This window comes from Motilimonas sp. 1_MG-2023 (assembly GCF_030547455.1).
In the GTDB taxonomy this organism is placed as follows: domain Bacteria; phylum Pseudomonadota; class Gammaproteobacteria; order Enterobacterales; family CBDFNC01; genus Motilimonas.
In genome coordinates, this window is record NZ_JAUOPX010000013.1 from 51,717 (window position 1) to 75,335 (window position 23,619).

Annotated in this window: 15 protein-coding genes; 7 read left to right on the top strand and 8 right to left on the bottom strand. The window is 44.0% G+C overall.

Going from position 1 to position 23,619, the window contains the following annotated elements:
• Positions 1 to 15: 15 nt before the first annotated feature.
• From Q4519_RS09080 to Q4519_RS09095, 4 genes are all read right to left on the bottom strand, one after another.
• Positions 16 to 1,413: an MATE family efflux transporter gene (locus Q4519_RS09080; protein ID WP_303511714.1), complete on the bottom strand. Its 1,398-nt coding sequence runs from the start codon at positions 1,411 to 1,413 to the stop codon at positions 16 to 18.
• The gene (locus Q4519_RS09085; protein WP_303511716.1) at positions 1,406 to 5,653 is read right to left on the bottom strand and encodes an amino acid adenylation domain-containing protein; all 4,248 of its coding nucleotides are present in this window, start codon (positions 5,651 to 5,653) and stop codon (positions 1,406 to 1,408) included. The genes Q4519_RS09080 and Q4519_RS09085 overlap by 8 nt, the downstream gene beginning before the upstream one ends.
• Before the next feature lie 855 nt (positions 5,654 to 6,508).
• Complete coding sequence (locus Q4519_RS09090) at positions 6,509 to 7,354, bottom strand: PA4780 family RIO1-like protein kinase (protein WP_232800546.1); 846 nt, start codon at positions 7,352 to 7,354, stop codon at positions 6,509 to 6,511.
• Positions 7,351 to 8,487, bottom strand: a complete 1,137-nt coding sequence (locus Q4519_RS09095) for a peptidase M42 (RefSeq protein WP_232800545.1) — start codon at positions 8,485 to 8,487, stop codon at positions 7,351 to 7,353. The genes Q4519_RS09090 and Q4519_RS09095 overlap by 4 nt, the downstream gene beginning before the upstream one ends.
• Positions 8,488 to 8,952: 465 nt before the next feature.
• Here Q4519_RS09095 and Q4519_RS09100 point away from each other — a divergent pair, with 465 nt between their 5' ends.
• From Q4519_RS09100 to Q4519_RS09130, 7 genes are all read left to right on the top strand, one after another.
• Positions 8,953 to 10,677 (top strand): ABC transporter ATP-binding protein, encoded by a 1,725-nt coding sequence (locus Q4519_RS09100; protein WP_336623444.1) that lies wholly within the window; start codon positions 8,953 to 8,955, stop codon positions 10,675 to 10,677.
• Between the two features lie 95 nt (positions 10,678 to 10,772).
• On the top strand, positions 10,773 to 12,329 hold the full coding sequence (locus Q4519_RS09105; protein ID WP_303511719.1) for an ABC transporter substrate-binding protein: 1,557 nt from the start codon (positions 10,773 to 10,775) through the stop codon (positions 12,327 to 12,329).
• 108 nt (positions 12,330 to 12,437) lie between these two features.
• Positions 12,438 to 13,412, top strand: a complete 975-nt coding sequence (locus tag Q4519_RS09110) for an ABC transporter permease (RefSeq protein ID WP_232800542.1) — start codon at positions 12,438 to 12,440, stop codon at positions 13,410 to 13,412.
• A 3-nt stretch (positions 13,413 to 13,415) separates the two neighbouring features.
• On the top strand, positions 13,416 to 14,360 hold the full coding sequence (locus tag Q4519_RS09115; RefSeq protein ID WP_232800541.1) for an ABC transporter permease: 945 nt from the start codon (positions 13,416 to 13,418) through the stop codon (positions 14,358 to 14,360).
• A 192-nt stretch (positions 14,361 to 14,552) separates the two neighbouring features.
• Positions 14,553 to 16,181: a methyl-accepting chemotaxis protein gene (locus Q4519_RS09120; protein ID WP_232800540.1), complete on the top strand. Its 1,629-nt coding sequence runs from the start codon at positions 14,553 to 14,555 to the stop codon at positions 16,179 to 16,181.
• A 165-nt stretch (positions 16,182 to 16,346) separates the two neighbouring features.
• Positions 16,347 to 17,108 carry a hypothetical protein gene (locus Q4519_RS09125; protein WP_303511723.1) on the top strand — a complete coding sequence of 254 codons (762 nt, stop codon included), beginning with the start codon at positions 16,347 to 16,349 and terminating at the stop codon, positions 17,106 to 17,108.
• Positions 17,109 to 17,364: 256 nt separating this feature from the next.
• Positions 17,365 to 17,841, top strand: coding sequence for a hypothetical protein (locus Q4519_RS09130; protein WP_232800538.1), 477 nt, complete (start codon positions 17,365 to 17,367; stop codon positions 17,839 to 17,841).
• Positions 17,842 to 17,867: 26 nt separating this feature from the next.
• Here Q4519_RS09130 and Q4519_RS09135 read toward each other — a convergent pair whose 3' ends face one another.
• From Q4519_RS09135 to prmB, 4 genes are all read right to left on the bottom strand, one after another.
• Complete coding sequence (locus tag Q4519_RS09135) at positions 17,868 to 18,299, bottom strand: hotdog fold thioesterase (protein ID WP_232800537.1); 432 nt, start codon at positions 18,297 to 18,299, stop codon at positions 17,868 to 17,870.
• A 72-nt stretch (positions 18,300 to 18,371) separates the two neighbouring features.
• Positions 18,372 to 21,422, bottom strand: a complete 3,051-nt coding sequence (locus Q4519_RS09140; protein WP_303511725.1) for an FAD-binding and (Fe-S)-binding domain-containing protein — start codon at positions 21,420 to 21,422, stop codon at positions 18,372 to 18,374.
• 162 nt (positions 21,423 to 21,584) lie between these two features.
• Complete coding sequence (gene aroC / locus Q4519_RS09145; RefSeq protein WP_232800535.1) at positions 21,585 to 22,670, bottom strand: chorismate synthase; 1,086 nt, start codon at positions 22,668 to 22,670, stop codon at positions 21,585 to 21,587.
• 18 nt (positions 22,671 to 22,688) lie between these two features.
• The gene (prmB, locus tag Q4519_RS09150) at positions 22,689 to 23,612 is read right to left on the bottom strand and encodes a 50S ribosomal protein L3 N(5)-glutamine methyltransferase (RefSeq protein WP_282561091.1); all 924 of its coding nucleotides are present in this window, start codon (positions 23,610 to 23,612) and stop codon (positions 22,689 to 22,691) included.
• Positions 23,613 to 23,619 lie beyond the last annotated feature (7 nt).

Sequence of the window (23,619 nt, forward strand, 5' to 3'; positions counted from 1 at the left end):
AGGAACCCTGTCATATCATGCAGCCTCAACAGTGGTGGTGGAAATATTTGTACCGCTTTCATCGCTAATAAGGTTGCGCATCCATAATCGGCTGCTAATACGGTAGACAGAGCCCATTATCTTGACGATTTCTTCGACAAAAATAGCGGCAAACACCCATAGCAAAGAGGCTTCAAAATAAAATGCCAGCATCAAAACAGTGGGAATACCAATGACCCATTGCGCAATCACATCTTGATAAAGACAAAATGTGTTATCACCACCCGAGCGCAGTACCCCTATAATCATAGTGATAGGCAAGCTACGGATAATGATACCTATGGCTAAGATAGGATACAGTTGATGAGCAACACTGATGGTTGCAGCACTAAGCCCTTCAAAACTACCTATAACTAAGTCTGCACTCGCGAGCATGATAGCAGCAGTTACCACCGCACAAGCCGCACTAAAAGTCACTGCTAACCAAGAGTGGCGATATGTGTTTTCGGTTTTTCCTGAGCCAAGCTCATTACCTAGCAACACAGCAGTCGCAGACGCATTACTGATTAATAATGAAATAGCAATAGACTCGATTGGACTCATCAGCGTAAAGATAGCCAGCGCTTCGGTACTCATTCGACCAAAAATAATACTATAAGTGAACAGACCTCCTGCGTACGCCATCATATTTAAGGCAATAGGCACAGATAATCTCATCAGTCTAGATACTTCGCCTTGAGGCAAATTTTTCAGCGCTGTCAATGAGAATGCTACCGCGTAGCGACGCCAATAGGTGTATGCAATCAAGCATAACAACTCGAAAAATGCACTTAGCAATGTTGCCCAAGCAGCGCCTTCAATCCCCATCGCTTCAACACCGAAATGACCAAATATTAAAACGTAGTTCAGACCTATATTCAGCAATAAGCCTAAGACACTAAAAGTAGTACTAATATTAGCCTTATGTATCGATCTCAAGCCTGCTGCAAAACTAGATACCACACCAATCACAATTAACTGGGCGGCCGTTATTTTTAAATATATGGCGCCCTGCTCAATGACTTCCGGTGCGGAGCTGGCTAAGCTGACCACCCATTCAGGAAAATAGTAAAACACGCCAAATAAGGGCATTGCCACTAGTAAAGAAGCCCATGTGGTGAGCGCCATGGTACGCGTAAAGCCGGAGTGATCTTGCTTCCCCCAGTATTGCGCCAATAGCACCCCACCACCAGAAGCGACGGCATATAGCACAAACGTAGCAATAAAAAATGCACGCGTTGCAACCCCGATGCCTGCTAGGCTGGCCTCACTGAGCTGCCCTAACATTAAAACATCGGCTAACCCTTTCGATGAAAACATGATGGACTGTAAGGTTAGCGGCAATGAGATCACCAATAATGCCTTAATAAAATGTCGATCTCCCGCCTTAAACATCACAGGTCTCCTTGAGTATTGATTGGTTAAAATTAAGTAGTGAAATTAGGTCATCCGCAAAAAAATCCAGTAGCCGTTGCATATCAAATGTACTGTAGTTTTTGCTAAAGGAGAGTGTGAGCACTAATTGTTGGTCACGATGCCAAACCCTAACAAATGCAGGAATATTTGCCGCTATAGGACCATCTGGTTGCCCTGTCGACTCTGGCGCGCGCACAAATTGGTCTTGCCGTTGCGAAGATTGACGAGGAATATAGTTAAGCTCTAATTGATGCTGCGTCTTTTGCTTGAAAGACGCACGCTCAGCATGTTGAGCAAGCAGTAAGCTAGGTAAACTTTCTTTGCCTTGAATAAGTTTAAAGGCGCGCTTCACTGTAGCGATCTGCTGTTCAATATGCTCAGCTTGACTAAAATCAAGCAACACGTTGACATACTGACTAACCCAACCAACGGTACGGGCTAAATCCACGCCCATTTCTTGATTAAATTGACGACCATGATGCGTTAAATTCAAGCTCAAGGCTTGGTGCTGACTCCATCGACAGTAAGCAGACGTTAAAGCACAACTTAACATTTCTATATTTGTCGCCGAGTTACGACTAGTCTGATTCGCTAAAGATTCAAACATCTTGCAGCTCTTATCTGGCAACGCGACTTCAATACTTTTAATGTCAGTTGTAGCTTGTTCCGGTACCGTTTTACGGTACGGATCAGGCTGCGATAAGTGCCAGTTTTGCTCAAGGTACTGCTGCATAAATAATAACGTGTCAGGACTGTGTAACATTTGCTGTTGTAACTTAGCTAAGGTATTAACCGATGTTGTTTGCGTACCTAAATGAGGGGGCAGCTGTGCTTTTATCTGCTCCAATACTGTCTTAAGGTCTTGCGCTAATACTTGCCAACCAAAATAATCAATGAGCAAATGATGTGCGAGCATAAATAAGCGGTTTTCAAACCCCGCAGGTGTTCGAATAAAACTCACTCTAAACAAACATTGTCCTAGCTCGAGACTGGGCTGCATTTGATTGCAATGTGACGTAATTGCTTCTGCTAACTCATCTTTTGACCATTGCTTTTGTTGCCAATCATGCTGCTGCCAATATTCAGCCATTTGTGCAACGTTGACATATCGCTTGCTCCAACCGTTTTCATGACGATACCAATTTGCACGTAATTCAGGATGATGACAGACCAGAAAATCAACCGCAGCGTGTATCTCTTCCGCACTGTAATGGTTTGGCATTACAAACAAATATGGCGCATTCCAGTAATTTAAATCCGCACGTTGAAAGAACCACCAATTATTGGACAGCAGTACCGCTTCTTCCTGCTCTAATGATTGCTTAGCGCTAAAGGGCTGCGCTGCCTTAGTTCCCCTCTCCTGCCCTATAGAAGGAATATGTTTAATGAAATCCAGTAAGTTAGGATGCTCCTGAAGAAAATCAAGTGAAACTGTAAGCTGATGCTTTTTCAGCTCGTGCAGTAAAATAATGGCCGACAAGGAGTCGCCTCCGACGCTGTAAAAATCGTCGGTTAGCGCTAACCCAGGATGCTCAAGCACCTGCTCCCAGCATTTTTTTATTAGTTGTCCTTGGCGGGTTAGCGGCACCTGTTCATCCACAACTTTATAAGGAGCTGGTAATTCGTTTTTATCAACTTTACCATTGGTATTGAGCGGCAAATGAGCGAGTTGAGTAAAGGTGGTTGGCAACATATAGTCAGGTAATTGTTGCGCTAACTGCATTTTTATTTCTGCGTCTGAGATAATTTTGTCATTACTAGGAACCCAATAAGCGTCCAACCTATTATCACCACGCTGCAAAGGCGTCGCCACAACAGCAACATGCGCAACCCCTTCAATCTGAGCCATCTGAGCTTCGATTTCGCCTAGCTCAATGCGATAACCACGGATCTTAACTTGGTAGTCGTTGCGCCCTTTAAATTTTATCCACCCCTGCTCAGTTGCAACGACTAGATCACCGGTGCGATAAAAACGTGCTGGACCACTTTGAGTTTGAAAATAAGCAAATTTTTCTTCGGTCAGTACCGGTTGATTCAAATAACCTTGTGCTAAGCAATCCCCCATGATCACCAATTCACCCTTGGCTCCCAGCGGTACTGGTCGGTTATGCTTATCAACCACCAACATGCTACATCCTGTTAATGAACCGCCAATTGGCGCAACTTTATCAACATCTAATAAACGTTTATTAAGCTGTAGCGCACTGACCCAAACTGTCGCTTCTGTTGGCCCATACATATTCCATAACTGGGCACCTCGATTTAGTAACCAGCAACCTAATTGGCTGTCCAAGGCTTCGCCACCAGACAACATGATTAAGTCAGACTTTCCTTGCCAATCATGTAGCTGCATCATTTTCCAGGTGGAGGGAGTCGCTTGCATTAAGCTGACATTTTGCTGAGAGATCAGCGCAACAAGTTGTTCCGGGTGACTGGCGCAAGCGGTATTGGCTAACACAACACTCCCGCCAGAAATAAGGGGCAAAAACAACTCTAATACCGCAATATCGAAACTAATGGTTGTCAGTGCCAACACTCGATTGAGAGCCGAGCCTGAAAATATTTGCCGACATGCCAACAGAAAATTAGACATGGCTCGATGACTAATACTGACCCCTTTTGGCTGGCCAGTCGTCCCCGATGTAAAAATGGTGTAAGCCAATTCATGATAACTAGGTTCAAAACTCGTAACAAATTCAGGCGCCACTGCTAATTTTAACGTTTTATTGGCACCTGATAGTCCGCTTGTATCGAAGGCATCATCGATGATTAAAAGTGATGCTTGTGAGACTTTGAGAATATTATTGACTCGGTCTTGGGGTAAATTATCTGCTAGCGGTATGTATTGCACCCCAGCCTTCCAACAAGCCAGTAAGGATGCAACTAACAGCGGCGTTCTTGCTAACATTACTGCGACGCTCAGCTCTCCGACATCCAGACGTGCTTGTATTTTTATTGCTAAAGCATTAGACCACTGATCAAGCTCTTGATAACTGAGCTGCTGTTGGTCGAAGCACAATGCCACCTGCTCAGGTGCTAAAGCAACTTGTTCACTAAATAAGTCTAGTGCTTTAGGTAACAACGCAAATGAAGAGCGTGCTTTTATCGCGCCCTCTATTGCATCGTCCGCAACCAGAGACAACTGAGAGAGCGGTCTTTGCTCTATCAGCATTTGGTGTAATACATTTTGATACTCGCGCATCAATTTGTTAACAAACCGCTCGGATAAACCACCACGACTAGCAATAGTTAAATGAATATCGCCTTGCGCGCTATAAATAAAATCAAAAGTAAAATCAGTCGGATAAATGGATTGACTCGGTATACTAGCATCAGAGAAGTGAAAACAAACATCAAACATCTCCCCCTGAATTTGGTCACACAAGTATTGATAGCCAGGAAAAGCAACGTCACTATGCTGCTGCAGAGCGACCTCTAATCTGGCTATTTCAGAGGCCCTGTCATTCTCTTGCAACTCAAAGCTAAAAGGCAACAACTGCTTATTTTGATCCATTTCAGAGGGGCTGGTTAGATATAAGGTAGTAGGATGAGTGCAGCCTTGATAAGTAGCGACCACCTTTAAATGTGCTAGTAAGCAAAGGGTTCGAATTTGCTCAGCTGGCCAGTCCGGAGCTTTTAATAATAAGCGAGACTTATGTAATGCTCCTTGACCGCTTTGTCTATCAAATGAAGTGGAAAAAGTTTGCTGTTTTAGCCAACGTTGCCAGTAATCTTTAACTGCTACTTTACATTGCGCTAATGCTTCTTGCTTGATCCTTGCTTTCAATGTTCGAGCAGTAAGAATGGCATTAGAAGAAATATAGGATTGGGCGATATCAGCCAAGATCTGTTGTGCATCAAGGGCTGTCATCAATACCGGTGAATAGCTCAATACGAGTTGCCAATGCCGAGTTGAAATTGGATAAGCGTATACTTCCCATAACTGAGAATGATGATGATCAAAGTGGTTAGCAGGGTAAACCTGCCACTTCGGTGTTTCCGACACACAAACTAACTTAGTCCGCAATATCTCTTGGCTATAAACAACGTGCTTCACTGCATTATTTAGCCTGTCTTGGCTAAACACACCATCAAACTGACGCACAGCTTCGGCCATTTTCACATCGGGATCAGCTTTATAGAGCAAGCGTTGTAGATCACTAAAAGGGTAAACCGACTCTACCCAAGGGTCATTAGATAACATAATAAAGATACTCATATTGAACACATGAGCTTTATAACCAAGCTTCAATCAATGTGTAAATATCTTTTATTAACAAATACATATAATGAGCACAAACTCAAAAAAAACATATTACAGTCAAATATAGCAAGGGCATTCCACCCTTTGATAGGTACAACCTTGACTCCTGCATAAGCAAAAAAGAGAATACCACTATAAAAATTTACTTTAGCAAAACCATCTTCCTGTTAATATCATTATTGCAGCAATATTAACTATTTATTTCTTATCCAATAACTGTATTGACATTAACAAGATGACTCATTGTTAACGTTTAATGATCTGAAAACCGCGCCAATAACTAACCTAAAATGAAGCAATATGACGCAGCCTGAGGCTTTCTGCTTTAGCGGTGAGTGATGAAATAATGCAGGGCTGGAATCGCAATATAAATGCAGAGGGCTAAAGGAAATTTAGGAATCAGAAATATTAACGGTGCCAAGATTTGGCTGGTGCTATCAAAGTTTGCTTCAGCCCCTTAAATCAACAGGGATTAGACGACTTTTAACGAAAAAAGGTAAGTAACCTCAGTTTTGCTTAAGCCAATTACAAGCGGATACAATATATTTTACTGCAAAATTTCGTTTTCAAGGATGAAAATGCAAAGCGTATAGGAATATTTTTACCGCGTTTTTGTAGGAAAAACATGTTGTTTACTTATCCAGAACTCGGGTTAAGTCATTAGGAAGAAAAAGCCGCCAGCATGCGGCAATTAAGTAATTGAAAGTAATAATAAATAGCTTTAGGTATTTAGTGCAAAAATGATAGCGATTGGTTTGTTACTGAGCAAAACACCAGTTGCTGAATCACAAAAAGGCTGCAGCTATGCAGCTAATTGTCTTCTATACTGAGTTGTTTTTCTTCTGCCTCAAGCTGAGCAGCATAAATCTCGTCTAAAATCGACTCTACATTAGCCGCATGCTCAGGTGCGACAAACTCACCAGTTAACTCCGTATCGGGTGATAAATCGCCCACTTCATACAACGCCCACATTTCTTTAGCGTATTGAGTAGTCAACAGCTCAGGAGCATACTGGCCGTAATAAGCGCGCATATTATTAACATCACGCTCAAACATCCATTTCGCATTGTTATTAGCAGCAGCATTCACGGCTTGGGGTAAATCAATGATCACCGGGCCGTAGTCATCCACCAACACGTTAAACTCCGACAAGTCGCCGTGCACTATGCCAATACACAGCATTCGTTGAATATAGTTAATCATCACTTGGTGGTCTTCAATTGCCTGCTCAGCTGACATACTGACATCATTAAGCCTTGAAGCCACAGTGCCATCTTCTTCTGTCACTAGCTCCATAATAAGCACACCATCAAAACAACCGTAAGGCTGCGGTACACGCACGCCTGCCCGCTCTAACGCGTATAAGGCATCGACTTCGGCATTTTGCCAAATTTTTTCTTGTTCATTACGACCAAAATTCGAACCTTTTTCCATCGCGCGAGCTCGACGACTATTGCGAACTTTGCGCCCTTCTCGGTATTGTACCGCTTGTTTAAAGCTCCGCTTCGCTGCCTCTTTGTAAACCTTAGCGCAGCGAATTTCATCACCGCAACGAACGACGTAAACGGCCGCTTCTTTGCCACTCATCAATTGGCTTATCACCTCGTCAACAATGCCGTCTTCTACTAAAGACAAAATTTGCGCAGGTACCTTCATATAACGTTTTGACCCTCGGTTGTGATCCCTGATAATTCTAATAAAAGAGATAAAAATGCGTCACTTGAGCCCAATAATGCCGACTCTTCCATAGTGTGATAGCCCATTGTTGGGACTTGTAAAGTAGTGCCTTGAACGAAACCATTTGATGCCGCCGTGATCCGACCTAATTCAGTGCTGCCTAATGACGCAGGCTCCCTTCCCTCGGCCAAAGCAATTTTGTTTTGCGCTTCAATATAGGCATCTTTATAAGCATAGGTTATGCCGTTATTGAGACACATTTGCTCTAATTGATTCGTTAACGCTTCATTAAAGCTTGCATTAGCATCGCGGCGACGCAATACCACTTGCTGCGCTTCTAAACTTGCACGATCAGGAAACGGGCTGGTATCCACTACGATTAGCTTATCCGTCGCCCCATTAAAGCGGCGAAACCATTCTAATAAATAGCGCCAACTGCTGCCCGATTCTTCTTCCGCGGTAAAAAAGGCTGTGCCTTGGAAACCTAAACCAAATAAATGCACTAATGCCGCTGCTGTCATCACATTATCTAGTTGCCCCGTGAGTAAGCCATCTTGCATTTTTAAGCTATCGGTAAACGCCACTGGCGTGCCTGCCACTAAATGCTCTAACCCTTCCACTTCAAAAATAAGGTTATTGCGAAATTCACAAATGTAAGCATTTTTGATCATGCCTGCACCACGATATGAACCAGACCAAGGCTCATAAGCGGTTAACGGTACGTTACGAAATCGATCCACTATCTTGGTCATTAACTTTTCAGAGACTGAATTACCGAGCAAGTCAGAACGGTGACCAGTGACGAATGCCGCGTATTGAAACTCATTTGGACCCGTGCAAATTAAGCCATGACGGTCAATATGCGCCGAAAACATGGCGCTATCTGGCTGGTTACCTTGGGCGACCAGCAGGCCTTCATACCAAGTCACTTTGGCGCCACGCTCTTCCAACTCACGCTGAAGCACTCGGAAAAATGAATGTTCAGCACCAACAACACTTGGTTGGCGGATCAAAACGCGCAATAAATCGATAAAATTTTGGTGTTTATTCAATGTTAGCTTCCAAGCTTGGCTCTCATCATTTGGGCACAATAAATCCATTTTATCTTTCATGCCATGCATATTTAGTAAATCAGGTGAATAATTTAGCGCAGACTAACAAATAATCATTCATTAACTAGAACGTTACAAGTCATGTCCTTAGTTGAAAAAACCAAATAAGTAGGATTATTCAGATAGCGAGATTCAAATGAGATATACAGTTGGTTGAAAATTAAATTATAGACTTAACAACTACCCACCAAATAAAAACAAGAATATAAAACCAAAAACATAGAATAATAATTGGTTTAAATTCACTCTTCCACATGCATATAAATGTTGTTAAATTGAAAAAAACTCAAAAATACCGCTTTCTTATACACATATATTAGATTTTTATGTCGCAAATATGTGATCAAACAGCTTTACATATTATTCAGTAAGCTCTAATTTAGCCCACCATAATGCTAAATTAATTCACTATAGTTATAGCCTATATTAAAAACAAAGGACTTAGGATTGAGTCAGAGTAAGCATATGTCACTACTTGAAGTGCAGCACCTTCAAATCGAATATCCCTCACGTCATGGCGTGATGGTAGCGGTCAAAGACCTTTCTTTATCCGTTGAAGCAGGAGAAATTGTTGGCATTGTTGGCGAGTCTGGTGCGGGCAAGTCAACCATCGGCAACGCGGTGATCGATCTGCTTAGCCCACCAGGTGTCATTGCCAACGGCGATGTTTTTCTCAATGGTGAAAAAATTTCCGGTCTCACTCGCGAGCAAATGCGCGCGGTACGAGGCTCAAAAATCGGTTTTATTTTTCAAGATCCGATGACCTCGCTGAATACCTTGTTCACTATTGAACAACAAATGATCGAAACAGTGTTAGCCAATGAAAAAGTAACCCGTGAAGAAGCTTATCAGCGTTCGATTGACATGCTTAATGCCGTTGGCATTCCCAAGCCTGAACTGCGCATTAAGCAATATCCGCATCAATTTTCCGGCGGTATGCGCCAACGTGTGGTGATCGCCATTGCCTTAATTTGTAATCCACAATTAATCATTGCCGATGAGCCAACCACGGCGCTGGATGTTTCGATTCAAGATCAAATCCTGCAATTGATTAAAACCCTGTGTAAAGAGCGTCAAGTCGGCTGCATGCTAGTCACACATGATATGGGCGTAGTATCGAGTGTGACAGATAAAGTGGCCGTGATGTATCGCGGTGAGCTAGTCGAAATGGGCACCACTAGCCAAGTATTAGGCGCGCCTGAGCATGAATACACTAAAAGCCTAATTTCTGCAGTGCCGCGCAGTGATATCAAATTGGTTCGCTTTCCATTGGTTAATTACATCGAAGAAGCAGAAGAATTGCACCAGCTCGATATAGCGAATCATTGGTTGGGGCAATCTCAAGACCAAAAAGAATATCAGGGCCCTCTGCTCAAAGTGGAAAACGTCAACTTACGCTTTACCACCAAAGACTCCATTTTTGCCAGTCGCCGTGAATATGTGCAAGCCTCCAACAATGTGTCATTTGAAATTTTTGAGGGAGAAACGTTCGGCTTAGTGGGTGAAAGTGGCAGTGGTAAATCGACTATCGCGCGCGCCATCGCCGGTTTATATGCGCCGCAAAGTGGCAAAATAACTTTTGAAGGCGTTGATCTTACCGCACTAAAAAATGAGCAAGCGCGCCGACCAATTCGCCGTCAAATGCAAATGGTGTTTCAAAACCCATACACCTCCATGAACCCAAGAATGAAGGTAGCTGACATTATTGCTGAGCCGATTCGCTTTCACAAACTGGCCGAAAATAATCAACAAGTCGAGCAAATCGTGGCCGACCTACTCGATCATGTTGGATTGGGCCGTAAAGCAGGCATTAAATACCCACATGAATTTTCCGGTGGTCAGCGCCAGCGTATTTCCATCGCCAGAGCCCTAGCCACAAGACCACGATTCTTAATTTGTGATGAGCCCACGTCAGCGTTAGATGTGTCAGTGCAAGCGCAAATATTAAATTTATTGAAAGACTTACAAGATGAATTAAACCTCACTATGCTGTTTATTAGTCACGATTTACCGGTGATCAGACAAATGTGCGATCGCGTGGGTGTGATGCGACACGGCTGCTTAGTTGAGGTGGGTGACAGCGAACAAATTTTTACTTCACCACAAGATGAATACAGTAAAAACTTAATTTCGCTAATGCCATCGTTTGAGAACTTGAGTAAAGCACACTTACAAATTGCATCATCTTAACTAGACCATTAAGTAGCACAACCAAGTCGCAACATAGCGATAGAACAACAATAAACCTAAATTTAAATGCAAAACAACAACATTGGAGCGTATAAATGAAATACGGATTGACAAAAATTGCAGGAGCCCTGCTTGCGGCCGGTTTCGCTTTAAATGCACAAGCTGCAGACATCACCATTGCTTACGCATCAGACCCTATCTCAATGGATATTCATGAACAACTATCTGGGGGCATGATGCAATTCTCGCACATGAGTTTTGACCCTCTGGTACGCTGGACTCAAGATCTGCAATTTGAATCTCGCTTAGCCGAAAAATGGGAGCGTATTGACCCATTAACCATGCGCTTCCATCTGCGCAAAGGCGTTAAATTTCACTCTGGTAACGACTTCACCGCCAAAGATATTGCGTGGACCTTAGACCGCCTTAAAAGCAGTACCGACTACAAAGGCCTATTTGAAGTATTTGGTTCAGCGAAAATTGTCGATGACTACACCATCGACTTAGTCACCACTAAGCCCTACCCGCTACTGCTTCCGATGGCGACTTATATTTTTGCCATGGATTCAAAATTTTATACCGGCGTTGACGAAAACAATAAAGACAAAGCCGCGGTAATAAAATTTGGTAACACTTTCGCCTCTGGCCATTTATCTGGCACCGGACCATTTGTGGTAAAAAGCCGAGAGCAAGGCATCAAGTGGGAGTTTGAGCGCTTTGACGGCTATTGGGATAAGCAATCACCAGGCAACGTAGACAAGCTAACATTAGTGGCGATTAAAGAAGATGCGACTCGCGTAGCAGCCCTGCTATCGGGTGATGTCGACATGATTTCACCAGTGGCGCCAAACGATCACCAGCGCGTCAAAGACGCTAAAAACCTTGAGCTGGTTACCCTACCAGGTACCCGTATCATCACGTTTCAGATGAACCAAAAAAGTAACCCTGCGTTGCAAGATGTGCGAGTACGCCAGGCTATCGTCCATGCCATTAACAATAAAGGCATCGCGAAAAAAATCATGAAAGACTTTGCGACTGTCGCATCACAGCAAAGTCCTGCCGGCTACTTAGGGCATGTACCTGAGCTTGAAGTGCGCTACGACTTAAAACGCGCTAAAGCACTAATGAAAGAAGCAGGCTATGAGAAAGGCTTTAAACTCTCAATGATCGCGCCAAGTGATCGTTACATCAACGATGCCAAAATTGCTCAAGCGGCGGCGTCTATGCTAGCAAAAATCGGTATTAAGGTTGACTTGAAGACAATGCCAAAAGCGCAATATTGGCCAGAGTTTGATAAATGTGCCGCTGACATGCTAATGATAGGCTGGCACGCAGATACCGAAGACAGCGCTAACTTCACCGAGTTTTTAACCATGACCCGCGATGAAAAAACCGGCATGGGTCAATACAACTGTGGTTACTACTCAAACCCAGCTGTTGACAAACTGGTGAACGATGCCAACGTAGAAACCGACACAGAAAAACGTGCTGCCATGCTTAAGCAAGTTGAAACCACCTTGTATAACGACGCTGCGTTTGTACCCTTACATTGGCAAAACCTATCATGGGGCGCGAACAAAAAGCTCGATATGAAGCCGGTAATTAACGTGATGGAGTTTCCTTACTTAGGTGACCTTGTGGTCGCAGAATAAGCCAGCTGTGCGCTGAGTAAATTTTTCACTCGTGCCGACATTAAAACTCAAGAGGGGGCGCTGCCTCCTCTTTTCTCTTTTCCTTCTTTAGAGCTGTTAGGAAGTAATATGTTTACCTTTTTACTGAAAAGGTTAGTGCAAGCGACCATAGTGATGCTCGTCATCAGTCTAGTGGCCTTTGCTGTCAAAGATAACCTAGGCGATCCATTACGAGAGCTGACCGGGCAATCGGTTTCAGAAGCCGAGCGCCAAGCAATGCGCACCGAAATGGGCTTGAACGACCCGTTTGCGGTGCAATACAAACGTTTTTTGATTAACGCGGTACAAGGCGATTTTGGTACCTCTTATACCTTTAACCGCCCAGCCCTAGAGGTCATATTAGACCGGTTAGTGGCCACGTTGGAGCTGGTGTTTGCCGCTACCTTAATTATTATCTGCCTCTCCATTCCCCTTGGCATATATTGCGCGATTAATCCAAAAAACTGGTTTAGTAAGTTAATTATGGCCGTTTCGAGTATCGGTATTTCCATCCCAGTGTTTTTGACCGCAATTTTACTGATGTATGTATTTTCTATTGAGCTCGGCTGGTTACCCGCTTATGGTCGCGGAGAAACGGCTAATTGGCTCGGTTGGGAGTCTGGCTTTTTTACCTTAGACGGTTTATCCCATCTTATTTTACCGGCCTTTGCTTTGGCTTCTATTATGCTGCCATTGTTTATTCGCTTAGTGCGCAGTGAAATGATTGAGCAATTAAGCTCAGAATACGTCAAATTTGCCTACGCTAAAGGCTTGCCGCAGCGCCGTGTTTGGTATGTGCATGCGCTAAAAAATACCCTATTACCCCTACTCACCGTGGGCGGCGTACAAATTGGTACTATGGTGGCCTATACCATCTTAACGGAAAAAGTATTCCAATGGCCGGGCACAGGGTTCTTGTTTTTAGACTCAATTCAACGCACCGATACCCCAGTGATCACCGCTTACGTGATTGTGGTCGGGCTTATTTTTGTTATCACCAATACCATTGTTGATTTGCTTTACGGCTTGATCAACCCAACGGTTAACTTAACGGCTAAGGGATAAATTATGACAACTGCTGTCACCGCTAGCCTAAGCCGCTGGCAAAAAATCAAACAATCTGATTTTGTGTATTACTTTTTACGCGACAAAGTCGCGATGCTCAGTTTCGCCGTATTTTTAACCTGTGTGATTGTGGCACTGACTTCTCCTTGGATCGCCCCTCATGATCCCTATGCTCTTGAAAGCATCGATATCATGGACTCAGAGCTACCGCCGGTGTTATTTAGCGATGAAGGTGATGAGCGATTCTTCCTCGGCACAGATAACCAAGGCCGCGATATTCTCAGCACCATTATGTATGGGATGCGCGTTTCTCTTACCATAGGTATTTTAGCAGTTGGTTTACAACTCTTCTTAGGTATTGTTATAGGCCTGTCTGCTGGTTACTTTGGCGGCAAGATTGATAGCCTATTGATGCGCATTGCGGATGTGCAACTGTCCTTTTCCACCATGATGGTCGCGATTATCGTATCGGCGATATTTCAAGGTGCCATGGGCTCGGAAATGTACAGCCAATATGCCATTTTAATGTTGGTATTAATTATCGGCATTGCCGAATGGCCGCAATATGCCCGAACTATTCGCGCCTCGGTACTCGCAGAAAAGAAAAAAGAATATGTCGAAGCGTCTTTGATCATGGGACTTAAAGCACCGCGAATCATGTTTCGCCATATTTTGCCAAACTGTTTATCGCCCATTTTGGTTATTTCAACGGTACAAATTGCTAACGCTATTATGAGTGAAGCGGCATTATCGTTTCTCGGTTTAGGCATGCCAGTGACACAGCCGTCTTTAGGCTCGTTGATCAGCATCGGCTTTGAGTATATTTTCTCAGGCTCATGGTGGATAACAGTATTCCCGGGTATCGTCTTAGTTAGCTTGATCTTAGTCATCAATTTACTTGGTGATTGGCTAAGAGACTTCTTCAACCCTAAAGTTTATAAAGACTAAGGTGAAGCGAGCAGCCAGCTAATGGCTGCTCTTATTTATCTAAAAACACCTACCCTGTTAGTTTTTTTGCCTGCCAAATCAAACTTTCGCCAGATATTACACAATTTGCCTTTAGTAATTTAACAAACACCCGATACAACATAGATTATTGCCTATATTGTTAGTTATATATATCGAGTATCGGGGAACACTATGAATCTAAAAGTCTCACAATCGCTTTATCTTGCCTTTGGCGCCATCTTATTAATGATGGTGGGCATGAGTGTTATCGCATGGAATAAGGTCGACCATGCAACTAAGATTGCTGATAATATCGCCACCGATGATGTGCCAGGAGCAATGATTGGCTTACGCATGCTCAATTTGCTTAGTCAAATGGAGCTTACGGCATTTGAATACTTAAGTGGTGAGGCAGAAGAAGCCGCTGTCTACACGTCGTTACGTAATGAGTTTGACCCTTTGTTTGAACAACTTTCTCAACTGGAGTCAGATACCGAAGCTAACCGAACTAAAATGGCTAACATGGGTGAAATCATTAAGGATTACGAACAGGCCCTTGAGCAAGAAATCTTTGCTACTTATCAACCGAATCAAGCTTCCCCTGAACAATTAGTAGCGGCTTACACCACGTTAAATAAAATAGAAAATGAGCTGTATGAAGTATTACAAGCCTTACTTAAAACCATGGCAGAAGAGGAAGTAAAAGACGTCAATTCAGGCATGGCTGTGCAAGTGGGTACATTAGGTGATATGCAAACCGGCCAAATCATCATTACCACGATTGCGGTATTACTCGGATTAACTATTGCCTTCATACTCTCTCGCTCTATTACTACGCGTTTAGAAACCTTAGTCCAAGCCGCTGACGATATCGCCCAAGGCAATTTAGCCACCCCTTTGAAAACCAGTAATAAAAAAGATGAAATCAGCGCTTTAAACAACTCCGTATGTCAAATGCAACTCTCGCTACGTGAACTGATTACTGCGATTAGCGGTGTTTCAAGCCAAGTAAAAACCGCTAGCGATGAATTAGAGCAAAGCAGCTTACAAGTTCAATCCGCTAGTGAAGAACAAGCTAATAAAGCCGATTTAATTGCCACGGCAGCCGAAGAAATGAGTGTCACCGTTGAAGAAGTAGCCCAACAAAGCGCAGTGGCTAGCCAAGAAGCTAAGGCCGCTGGTGATCAAGCGCTTGCTGGAAGCAAAGTGATGGATGAAATGGTCAATAGTGCTCACACGACTGCAAGCCGTATTGAGAACATGTCTGACGGTATCGTAAAATTAGGCCAACGCAGTGATGAGATAGGCTCTGTCATCAAAGTAATTACCGATATTGCCGATCAAACTAATCTCTTAGCCCTAAATGCCGCCATTGAAGCCGCCCGAGCAGGCGAACTTGGCCGGGGTTTTTCTGTGGTGGCAGACGAAGTACGACATTTAGCCGAGCGCACCAGTAACGCCACCAAGGAAGTCGCTGAGATTATAAACGCCATTCAAAGTGAAACCAAAGCCGCAGTGAAAAACTCTCAAGAAAGCTGTGAGCTGGTACAACAAGGCGCGACTATCAGTGAAAGTTCTCGCCGCGCGTTAGAAGAAATCGTTAGCAAAGCCACTCAAGTGGAAGCCATGATCATGTCTATTGCTACCGCAACAGAACAACAAACCGCAGTAACCAGAGAAATTGCTAGCGATATTACCCATGTCAGTGATGGAGCCAGTAACAGTGTTCAGCTTTCTGCACGCAGTGCCCAGCAAAGCCGTCAACTAGCCGAAAATGTCCTTGAACTGGACAAAATGTTAAGTCGATTCAGCCTATCTTAATGCCTGCCATCATTAACAAGGCGTCAAGGTCATCAGACTTTGGCGTCTATCTTTAGATAGTGCTACAACACGCAGCTAGTGCACCAAATCTTGCTGCTCTTCGTTCTAAATTCTCAGTCACGACTATACTCGTAACTTGGCATTCCTTACATAGGAACTCAATGAATGAGATTGTTTTGTCGTTTCTGTTTTGTGCTCATCATGCTTTGCTTAGACCTTTCTAGCGCTTGGTCAGAGGACCTACTTGTAGGTAAATCCTGCCCTATCAGCTTTCAAGGTCAGCCTCTTGGTATCTTAGTGTTTTCCAAGGAGTGGTATCATGATGGCCGTGAACGGGCCTCCTATACGCCTTATGACAATGCCACAGGAGTCGGCATTGAAATCCACTTTTTAAGTAATCAAACTGGTGGACTCAAGCAACAAAATATCGCTCGCTGCGATCGTTATCGTTTGCTGCAAATTCGTCGTTCAAACTTGCAGTTATCAGATGATGAGCAAGAGATACAAATTGATGTCCCTCCTCAGTTTGAAGAGCCTTTTTATGATCACTCTCCGTTAGAGCATGGCTACGGTACTCATGCCAGCCCAGACGATCTTAACGATAAGCCTTGGCCAACAAGGCCGATGCGCGCTTCAACCGTGGCGATCTATGATACCCCTTATGCTTCAGATCATTATGGTAAAGAAGGCGAGCCCATTAAGGTAATGTTTGAAACCTGCGTTGTCTGTCAGCGCGATCAACAATATGATAGCTTATTGGCCTGTGGCAGTTGGGGCTATCAACGTGATTACATGGGGGGGTATGTTGGCTGGTCTGAGCCAGAATTTATTGGTCCTCAATGCCTTAACCAACCTAGCTACCACTTTAAAAGAACGCTAGATCAGCAAAAATTGATGGATTATCGCTACTGGTTGGACTGGCGCTAAGCTCTATAATGGCTTGTTTATATTTTTATAAGTTATATAAATCGATATTATCAACATGCTGCATCAATTATTTCTAACTTATGTCGATATTGGCTGAGCCTAACTTGAAAATATGCCATTACAGACACAAAATATAACTCAAACACCAGCGCTACTCCTGTGTTTGTCGATATTAAGCTTTCGCTGGACCAACACGTTACCCATTAAAAGCGCGTTAAATTTTTGGTAACCCTATTTCGTAAAGATAAAGAGTCCTATGTCCATTGTTCTTAGAGAATTAGAAGGCAGAAGTTACATCCACGTCCGTCGTAAAGTAAATAAGGTGCAAAAGCAGCGCTTTATTAACATTGATGGCTTGAGCCGAGAAGAAATAGCCCTTAAAAAGCATGAAGCCAAAAAGCTCGATGAGCAATGGCGTGATGAGCAAGGAGAGCTTCATCAAGAAAGTTTTATCAAACATTTCTACGAAGACGGCCACTTTAAACACATTAAAGTAAAAGCACCCGATCACAAAAATGGTTGGCGTATAGGCTTTATCGTCAATCCTAAAAATGAAAAAGCCACTACTTGCTCTCGCAGCATTGAACGTAATGGCTTTGATGAAGCGTTCAAACAAGTTTACGAGTGTTTATTGGCCTACTACCGTTTTTCACCAAAAAGTATGCATGCTCGCATTCTCGGTGACATTTGGCGACAAGATCTCAAACGTGAATATGCCGCTATGCAACATTGAGCGATAGCAAAATAAAAAGCTAAATATTACGCTTTCGGCTCCGCGAGAACTGCCAAGGTAAGTCGAGAGCAACAAATTAGCCTTGATTTGTCATCACTGATATTGATATTCCAAACCTGACTGCGGCCACCAATATAAACCGCAGTCGCTTGGCCAACTACAAAGCCTGAACGCACACTGCGTAAATGGTTAGCATTAATTTCTTGACCGACGCACACTCTACCGGTTGGCGCAGCTAAATTCCCAGCAACGCTGCCAAGAGTTTCGGCCAACACCACCGATGCCCCGCCATGTAATAAGCCAAAAGGTTGGTGAGTAAAACTGGTAACAGGCATGGTCGCGACGAGGTAGTCATCCCCCAACTCGGTATATTGGATCTGCAAATGCGATACTAGGGTATGCTCACTTAATGCATTTAGCCTTGCTAAATCAGTCGGTTTTTGCCAAATTTTAGCCATATGACACTCCTGCAAAAACGGCAGTAAAACCCAGTTTTACTGCCGCCTCAATTGACTGTTTTCAAGAAAAAATTAAATCAAAGACAATAGCGCTTGCACTGGGTGCTTCAACTTCTCACCTTCAAATCGTTTAACTTGACTGCGGCATGAATAGCCCGTTGCCAAACATTGGCTATGCTCGTGTTTCGCCAACTCTTGCTGCCAACTTAAGCTATAAATGCCCTTTGAATTCTCGTACTGCTTAGCATCATGACCATAAGTGCCCGCCATGCCACAACAACCAACACTGACTTCTTTTAGTTCTGCGCCAAATGCTTTGAAAACCTTTTGCCAATCACTGGTTGAATTAGGTAAGTTGGTCTTTTCAGTACAATGACCAAATAAGTAGTATGACATCTTATTTTTCGTCATCGGTTTGATATCACCTAATCTAGGCGTTAACCATTCTTGGAATAACTCTACCTTGAAGTTACCGCGTTCATCACCTAAAGCTTTGTTGTATTCATCGCGATAACAGAGCACCAATGCAGGGTCGGTGCCTATCATAGGGATGTTAAGTTGTGCTATTTGATTTAAGAATTCTGCGGCTGTTTTTGCCGTTTTGGCAAAGTCGCGTAAGAAACCTTTTATATGTTGTGGCTTGCCATTAGGTTTAAACGGTAAAATCACCGGATTAAAGCCCAGCTTTTCGGCCAATAACACCAAGTCACGCACTACATCAGCATCGTAATAACTGGTAAACGGGTCTTGTACAATCAACACCGTTTTATCGCGCTCTGCCGTCGACAACGCCGCTAACTTGTCCATATTAAATGCCATGGCACTATGGCCAGATAGCGAACGGGCGAGTGTCGGCTGACTTAATACCGGAATGTCCACCATTCCCGTGGTCTTAGTGGCTATGTTTTGTACCCAATCTTGCTTTAAGAACACATTAAACAAGCCCGGCGCTTTTGCCATCAAAGGCGTGTAAAGCTCCGAGTAGCCCACCAAATAGTCTTTTAATGAGCGTTGATAGCGACTGTAATATAAAAACATAAAACGCGATCTAAACGTTGGCACATCCACTTTAATCGGACATTGGCTCGAGCAGGCTTTACAGGCCAAGCAGCCTTCCATCGCTTCCATCACTTCGCCAGAGAAATCGTATTGACCGCGCTTTTTTGACCAAGTGTTTGCAAAACGCTTCACCAAACTGACATCGTTTTTGCCCGCAAGTAACTCTTTCTCAAGTTGGATAATATCCACATTGTTATTCACTAGCTGACGTAACCATTCGCGCATTAAGCCAGCACGGCCTTTTGGCGAATGACGACGGTCTTGCGTAATTTTACTCGATGGACACATAGGTGATGAGGCATCGTAGTTAAAACAAAGACCGTTACCGTTACAGTCTACTACTTCAGTAAAGCTATCACGTACTTGCACTGGAATTTGGCGATCGTAAAAACCGCGTTTAACGGCATCTACGCTAACCAGCGTCTCATCCGACTCATAAGGGGTACAAATTTTACCGGGGTTAACGCGGTTATCGGGATCAAAGGCCGACTTAATCTTACGCAGCTCATTGAATAAGGTATTACCAAAAAACGCCGGACCGTATTCCGAGCGAAACCCCTTACCGTGCTCGCCCCACATTAAGCCTTTGTATTTCGCAGTCAGCGCCACCACTTTATCGGAAACATCGCGCATTAATATTTCTTGTAGCGGATCGCACATATCCAGCGCAGGACGCACGTGCAATACACCAGCATCAACATGGCCGAACATGCCGTAGTTTAAGCCTTTTCCGTCAAGTAGGGCGCGAAACTCCATAATAAAATCTGCAAGGTTTTCTGGTGGCACACAAGTGTCTTCGGCAAACGCAACCGGCTTAGCACGGCCTTTAGCAGCGCCTAATAAACCTACTGCTTTTTTACGCATACCATAAATACGATTTAAACCCGCTAAATCATCGCATACTTGGTAACCAATAATACCATCTTCCTCATTCGCTATTTTGCTATCGAGTAATTGGCAAAGAGCAGCGATTTTTTCAGCTTGCTTATCTTTATCATGCTCGGCGTACTCCACCATGTTCAAGCCGTCCATTTCTTTATCAGGCACGTCTTGAATCAAATCAGATACGCTGTGCCAAACAATGTCTTGCTTGGCTAAATTCAATACCTTAGAGTCAACGGTTTCAACGCTCAAGGCGTTGGCTTTGACCAAAAATGGCGCGTTACGCAATGCTGACTCAAAGCTGTTGTACTTTACGTTGATAAGAGCACGATATTTAGGGATGGGCGTAATATTCAGTTTGGCTTCGGTAATAAAAGCCAATGATCCTTCAGAGCCACATAAAATTCGGCTTAAATCCACCGCGCCCGTTTCAGCGTCATAAACGTGCTTTAAGTCGTAACCGGTTAAAAAGCGGTTCAGCTTAGGAAAACGTTGTTCAATTTCTTGCTGCATGGTTTCACAAGTACTGAGCACTTGGCGGTATATTTTACCCACGCTGCCCTGCAGCTCAGCCAATTGCTTGGCTTGCTCGTTACTCACAGGGGCTGAATCTAATACCGTGCCATCGACTAATACCGAGGTAAGCGCCAATACATGATCACTGGTTTTACCGTATTTCAGCGAGCCTTGACCCGACGCATCGGTATTGATCATACCGCCAATAGTGGCGCGATTACTGGTTGATAAGTCTGGCGAGAAAAAGAAGCCATGTGGGCGCAATGCGTCGTTGAGCTGATCTTTAATCACTCCCGACTGAACACGTACCCAACCCTCAGCCACATTGACTTCTAACACCTTGTTCATGTGACGAGATAAGTCCACCACAATGTCTTGAGTCAGTGATTGGCCATTGGTGCCGGTGCCACCGCCACGAGGTGAAAAACGTACTTGCTGATATTCAGGCTGACTGGCCAATTGCGTTAAAATAACCAGATCTTGCTGGTGCTTTGGCAATACCACGGCCTGTGGCAAACTTTGATACACAGAGTTATCGGTGGCAACCGCTAAACGACTGGCATAAGACTTTTCAATATCACCAGCAAAAGCTGTTGCGGCTAATGCATCTAAAAAAGATAAGGCGTTTGAATCAATGTTTTCTTGATGACTTAAAATGGGGATCATTTGCTCACAGGTCCCTGTAATACACGCATAATAATAGTGAGCCGATTATACCAAAATACGCTTAAAAATCCTGTCTATCTCACAGTTTTAAATTGCTTAAAAACAAAAAATGCTGCTTTCGTTAAAAAGCAGCATTTCGTTTCAACTAGTAAAGCTATAACCCTATATTTTAGGGGTTTGCGTCACTACATCGTTATTTTGTGCACGGTGGCGCAGGTAATGATCCATTAAGGTAATGGCCATCATGGCTTCAGCAATCGGCACAGCGCGAATGCCCACACAAGGATCGTGACGTCCCTTGGTAATCATTTCCGTCGGCTCACCATCCACCGTAATAGTTTTACCCGGAATAGTGATACTGGACGTCGGCTTAAGGGCAATGTGCGCAACAATGTCCTGACCCGTTGAAATGCCGCCTAACACACCACCAGAGTGATTTGATGTGAAACCTTCTGGGGTTAATTCATCGCGGTGCTGGGTGCCTTTTTGATTGACCACGTCAAAGCCATCACCAATTTCAACACCCTTCACGGCATTGATGCTCATTAGCGCATGGGCCAAGTCGGCATCAAGGCGATCAAATACCGGTTCACCTAATCCTACAGGCACTTTTTGTGCAACCACAGTGATCTTAGCGCCAATTGAATCGCCCTCTTTTTTCAAGTCGCGCATGTATTGGTCAAGCTGCTCTAACTTACTGGCATCAGGGAAAAAGAACGGGTTTTGCTCAATTTGGTCCCAATCAATGGTCTCGGCTTTAATATCAGCCATTTGGCTCATATAGGCACGCACGGTAATGCCATGCTTTTCAAATAGGTATTTTTTCGCGATTGAGCCAGCCGCCACCCGCATTGCGGTTTCACGCGCACTGGAACGACCGCCGCCGCGATAATCGCGATGACCAAATTTCTGATGGTAAGTGTAATCAGCGTGACCGGGACGAAATAGTCCTGAAATAGCCGAGTAATCTTGCGAACGTTGGTCGGTATTTTCAATCAATAAGCCTATGCTACAACCCGTGGTTTTACCTTCAAATACACCCGATAAAATGCGCACTTGGTCTGGCTCACGGCGCTGCGTGGTGTAACGCGATGTACCCGGCTTACGTCGGTCTAAATCTGCCTGTAAATCGGCTTCTGAGATTGCTAAGCCCGGTGGTACGCCATCAACGACACAACCCAAAGCCACACCATGGCTTTCACCAAAAGTAGAAATTCTAAATAACTGTCCGAAACTGTTCCCTGCCATGCCTTTACTTCCTAAAAATTAAACGGAAAACACCTGTTGATGCTGCTTTAATTGTGCTTGTGTCAACATAAACACCCCGTGGCCACCTTGCTCAAATTCAAGCCAAGTAAACGGCACATCTGGGTATGCTTGTTCGAGGTGGATTTGTGAATTCCCGACTTCTACAAATAATACGCCATTTTCAGTTAGCATATCTGCTGCTTGCGCCAGCATACGGCGCACTAAATCTAATCCGTCAAAGCCTGCCGCTAAGCCTAGTTCAGGCTCATGGTGAAACTCATCGGGTAAACTGTCCATGTCTTCTTGGTCCACATAAGGTGGATTAGATACGATCAAGTCGTACTTGTGGCCTTTCAACTCATCAAATAAATCTGACTGCATCGGGAAAACTTGTTGCTCTAAACCGTGATCGCAAATATTGATTTGCGCCACATCAAGGGCGTCAATGGAAATATCTACCGCATCCACTTCGGCCTCAGGAAAAGCATGAGCACAAGCGATCGCAATGCACGCACTACCGGTACATAAATCTAATACTCGCGTAGGCTGCTCTGACACCCAAGGGGTAAAACCTTGTAAAATTAACTCAGCGAACGGTGAACGCGGCACTAATACCCGTTCATCAACGTAAAATTCTAGCCCTGCAAACCAAGCGCGGTTAATCAGATAGGCGGTTGGAATGCGTTTAACAATACGCTTTACCACTAAAGCCACCAGCGCTTCACGCTCACTTTTTGTCAGTTTAGCTTGGCTCACATCGGGGCCAATATTAAGAGGCAAATGTAAACTTGGCAAAATTAATTGCACCGCTTCATCCCAGGCGTTATCACTGCCATGGCCATAAAATAAGCCATTCGCACTAAATTGCGAAGCGCTCCAGCGGATCATGTCGCCGATGGTTTGCAGTTCTGCAACAGCTTCGGCTTGCAAATTCTTGTCCAAATTTCAC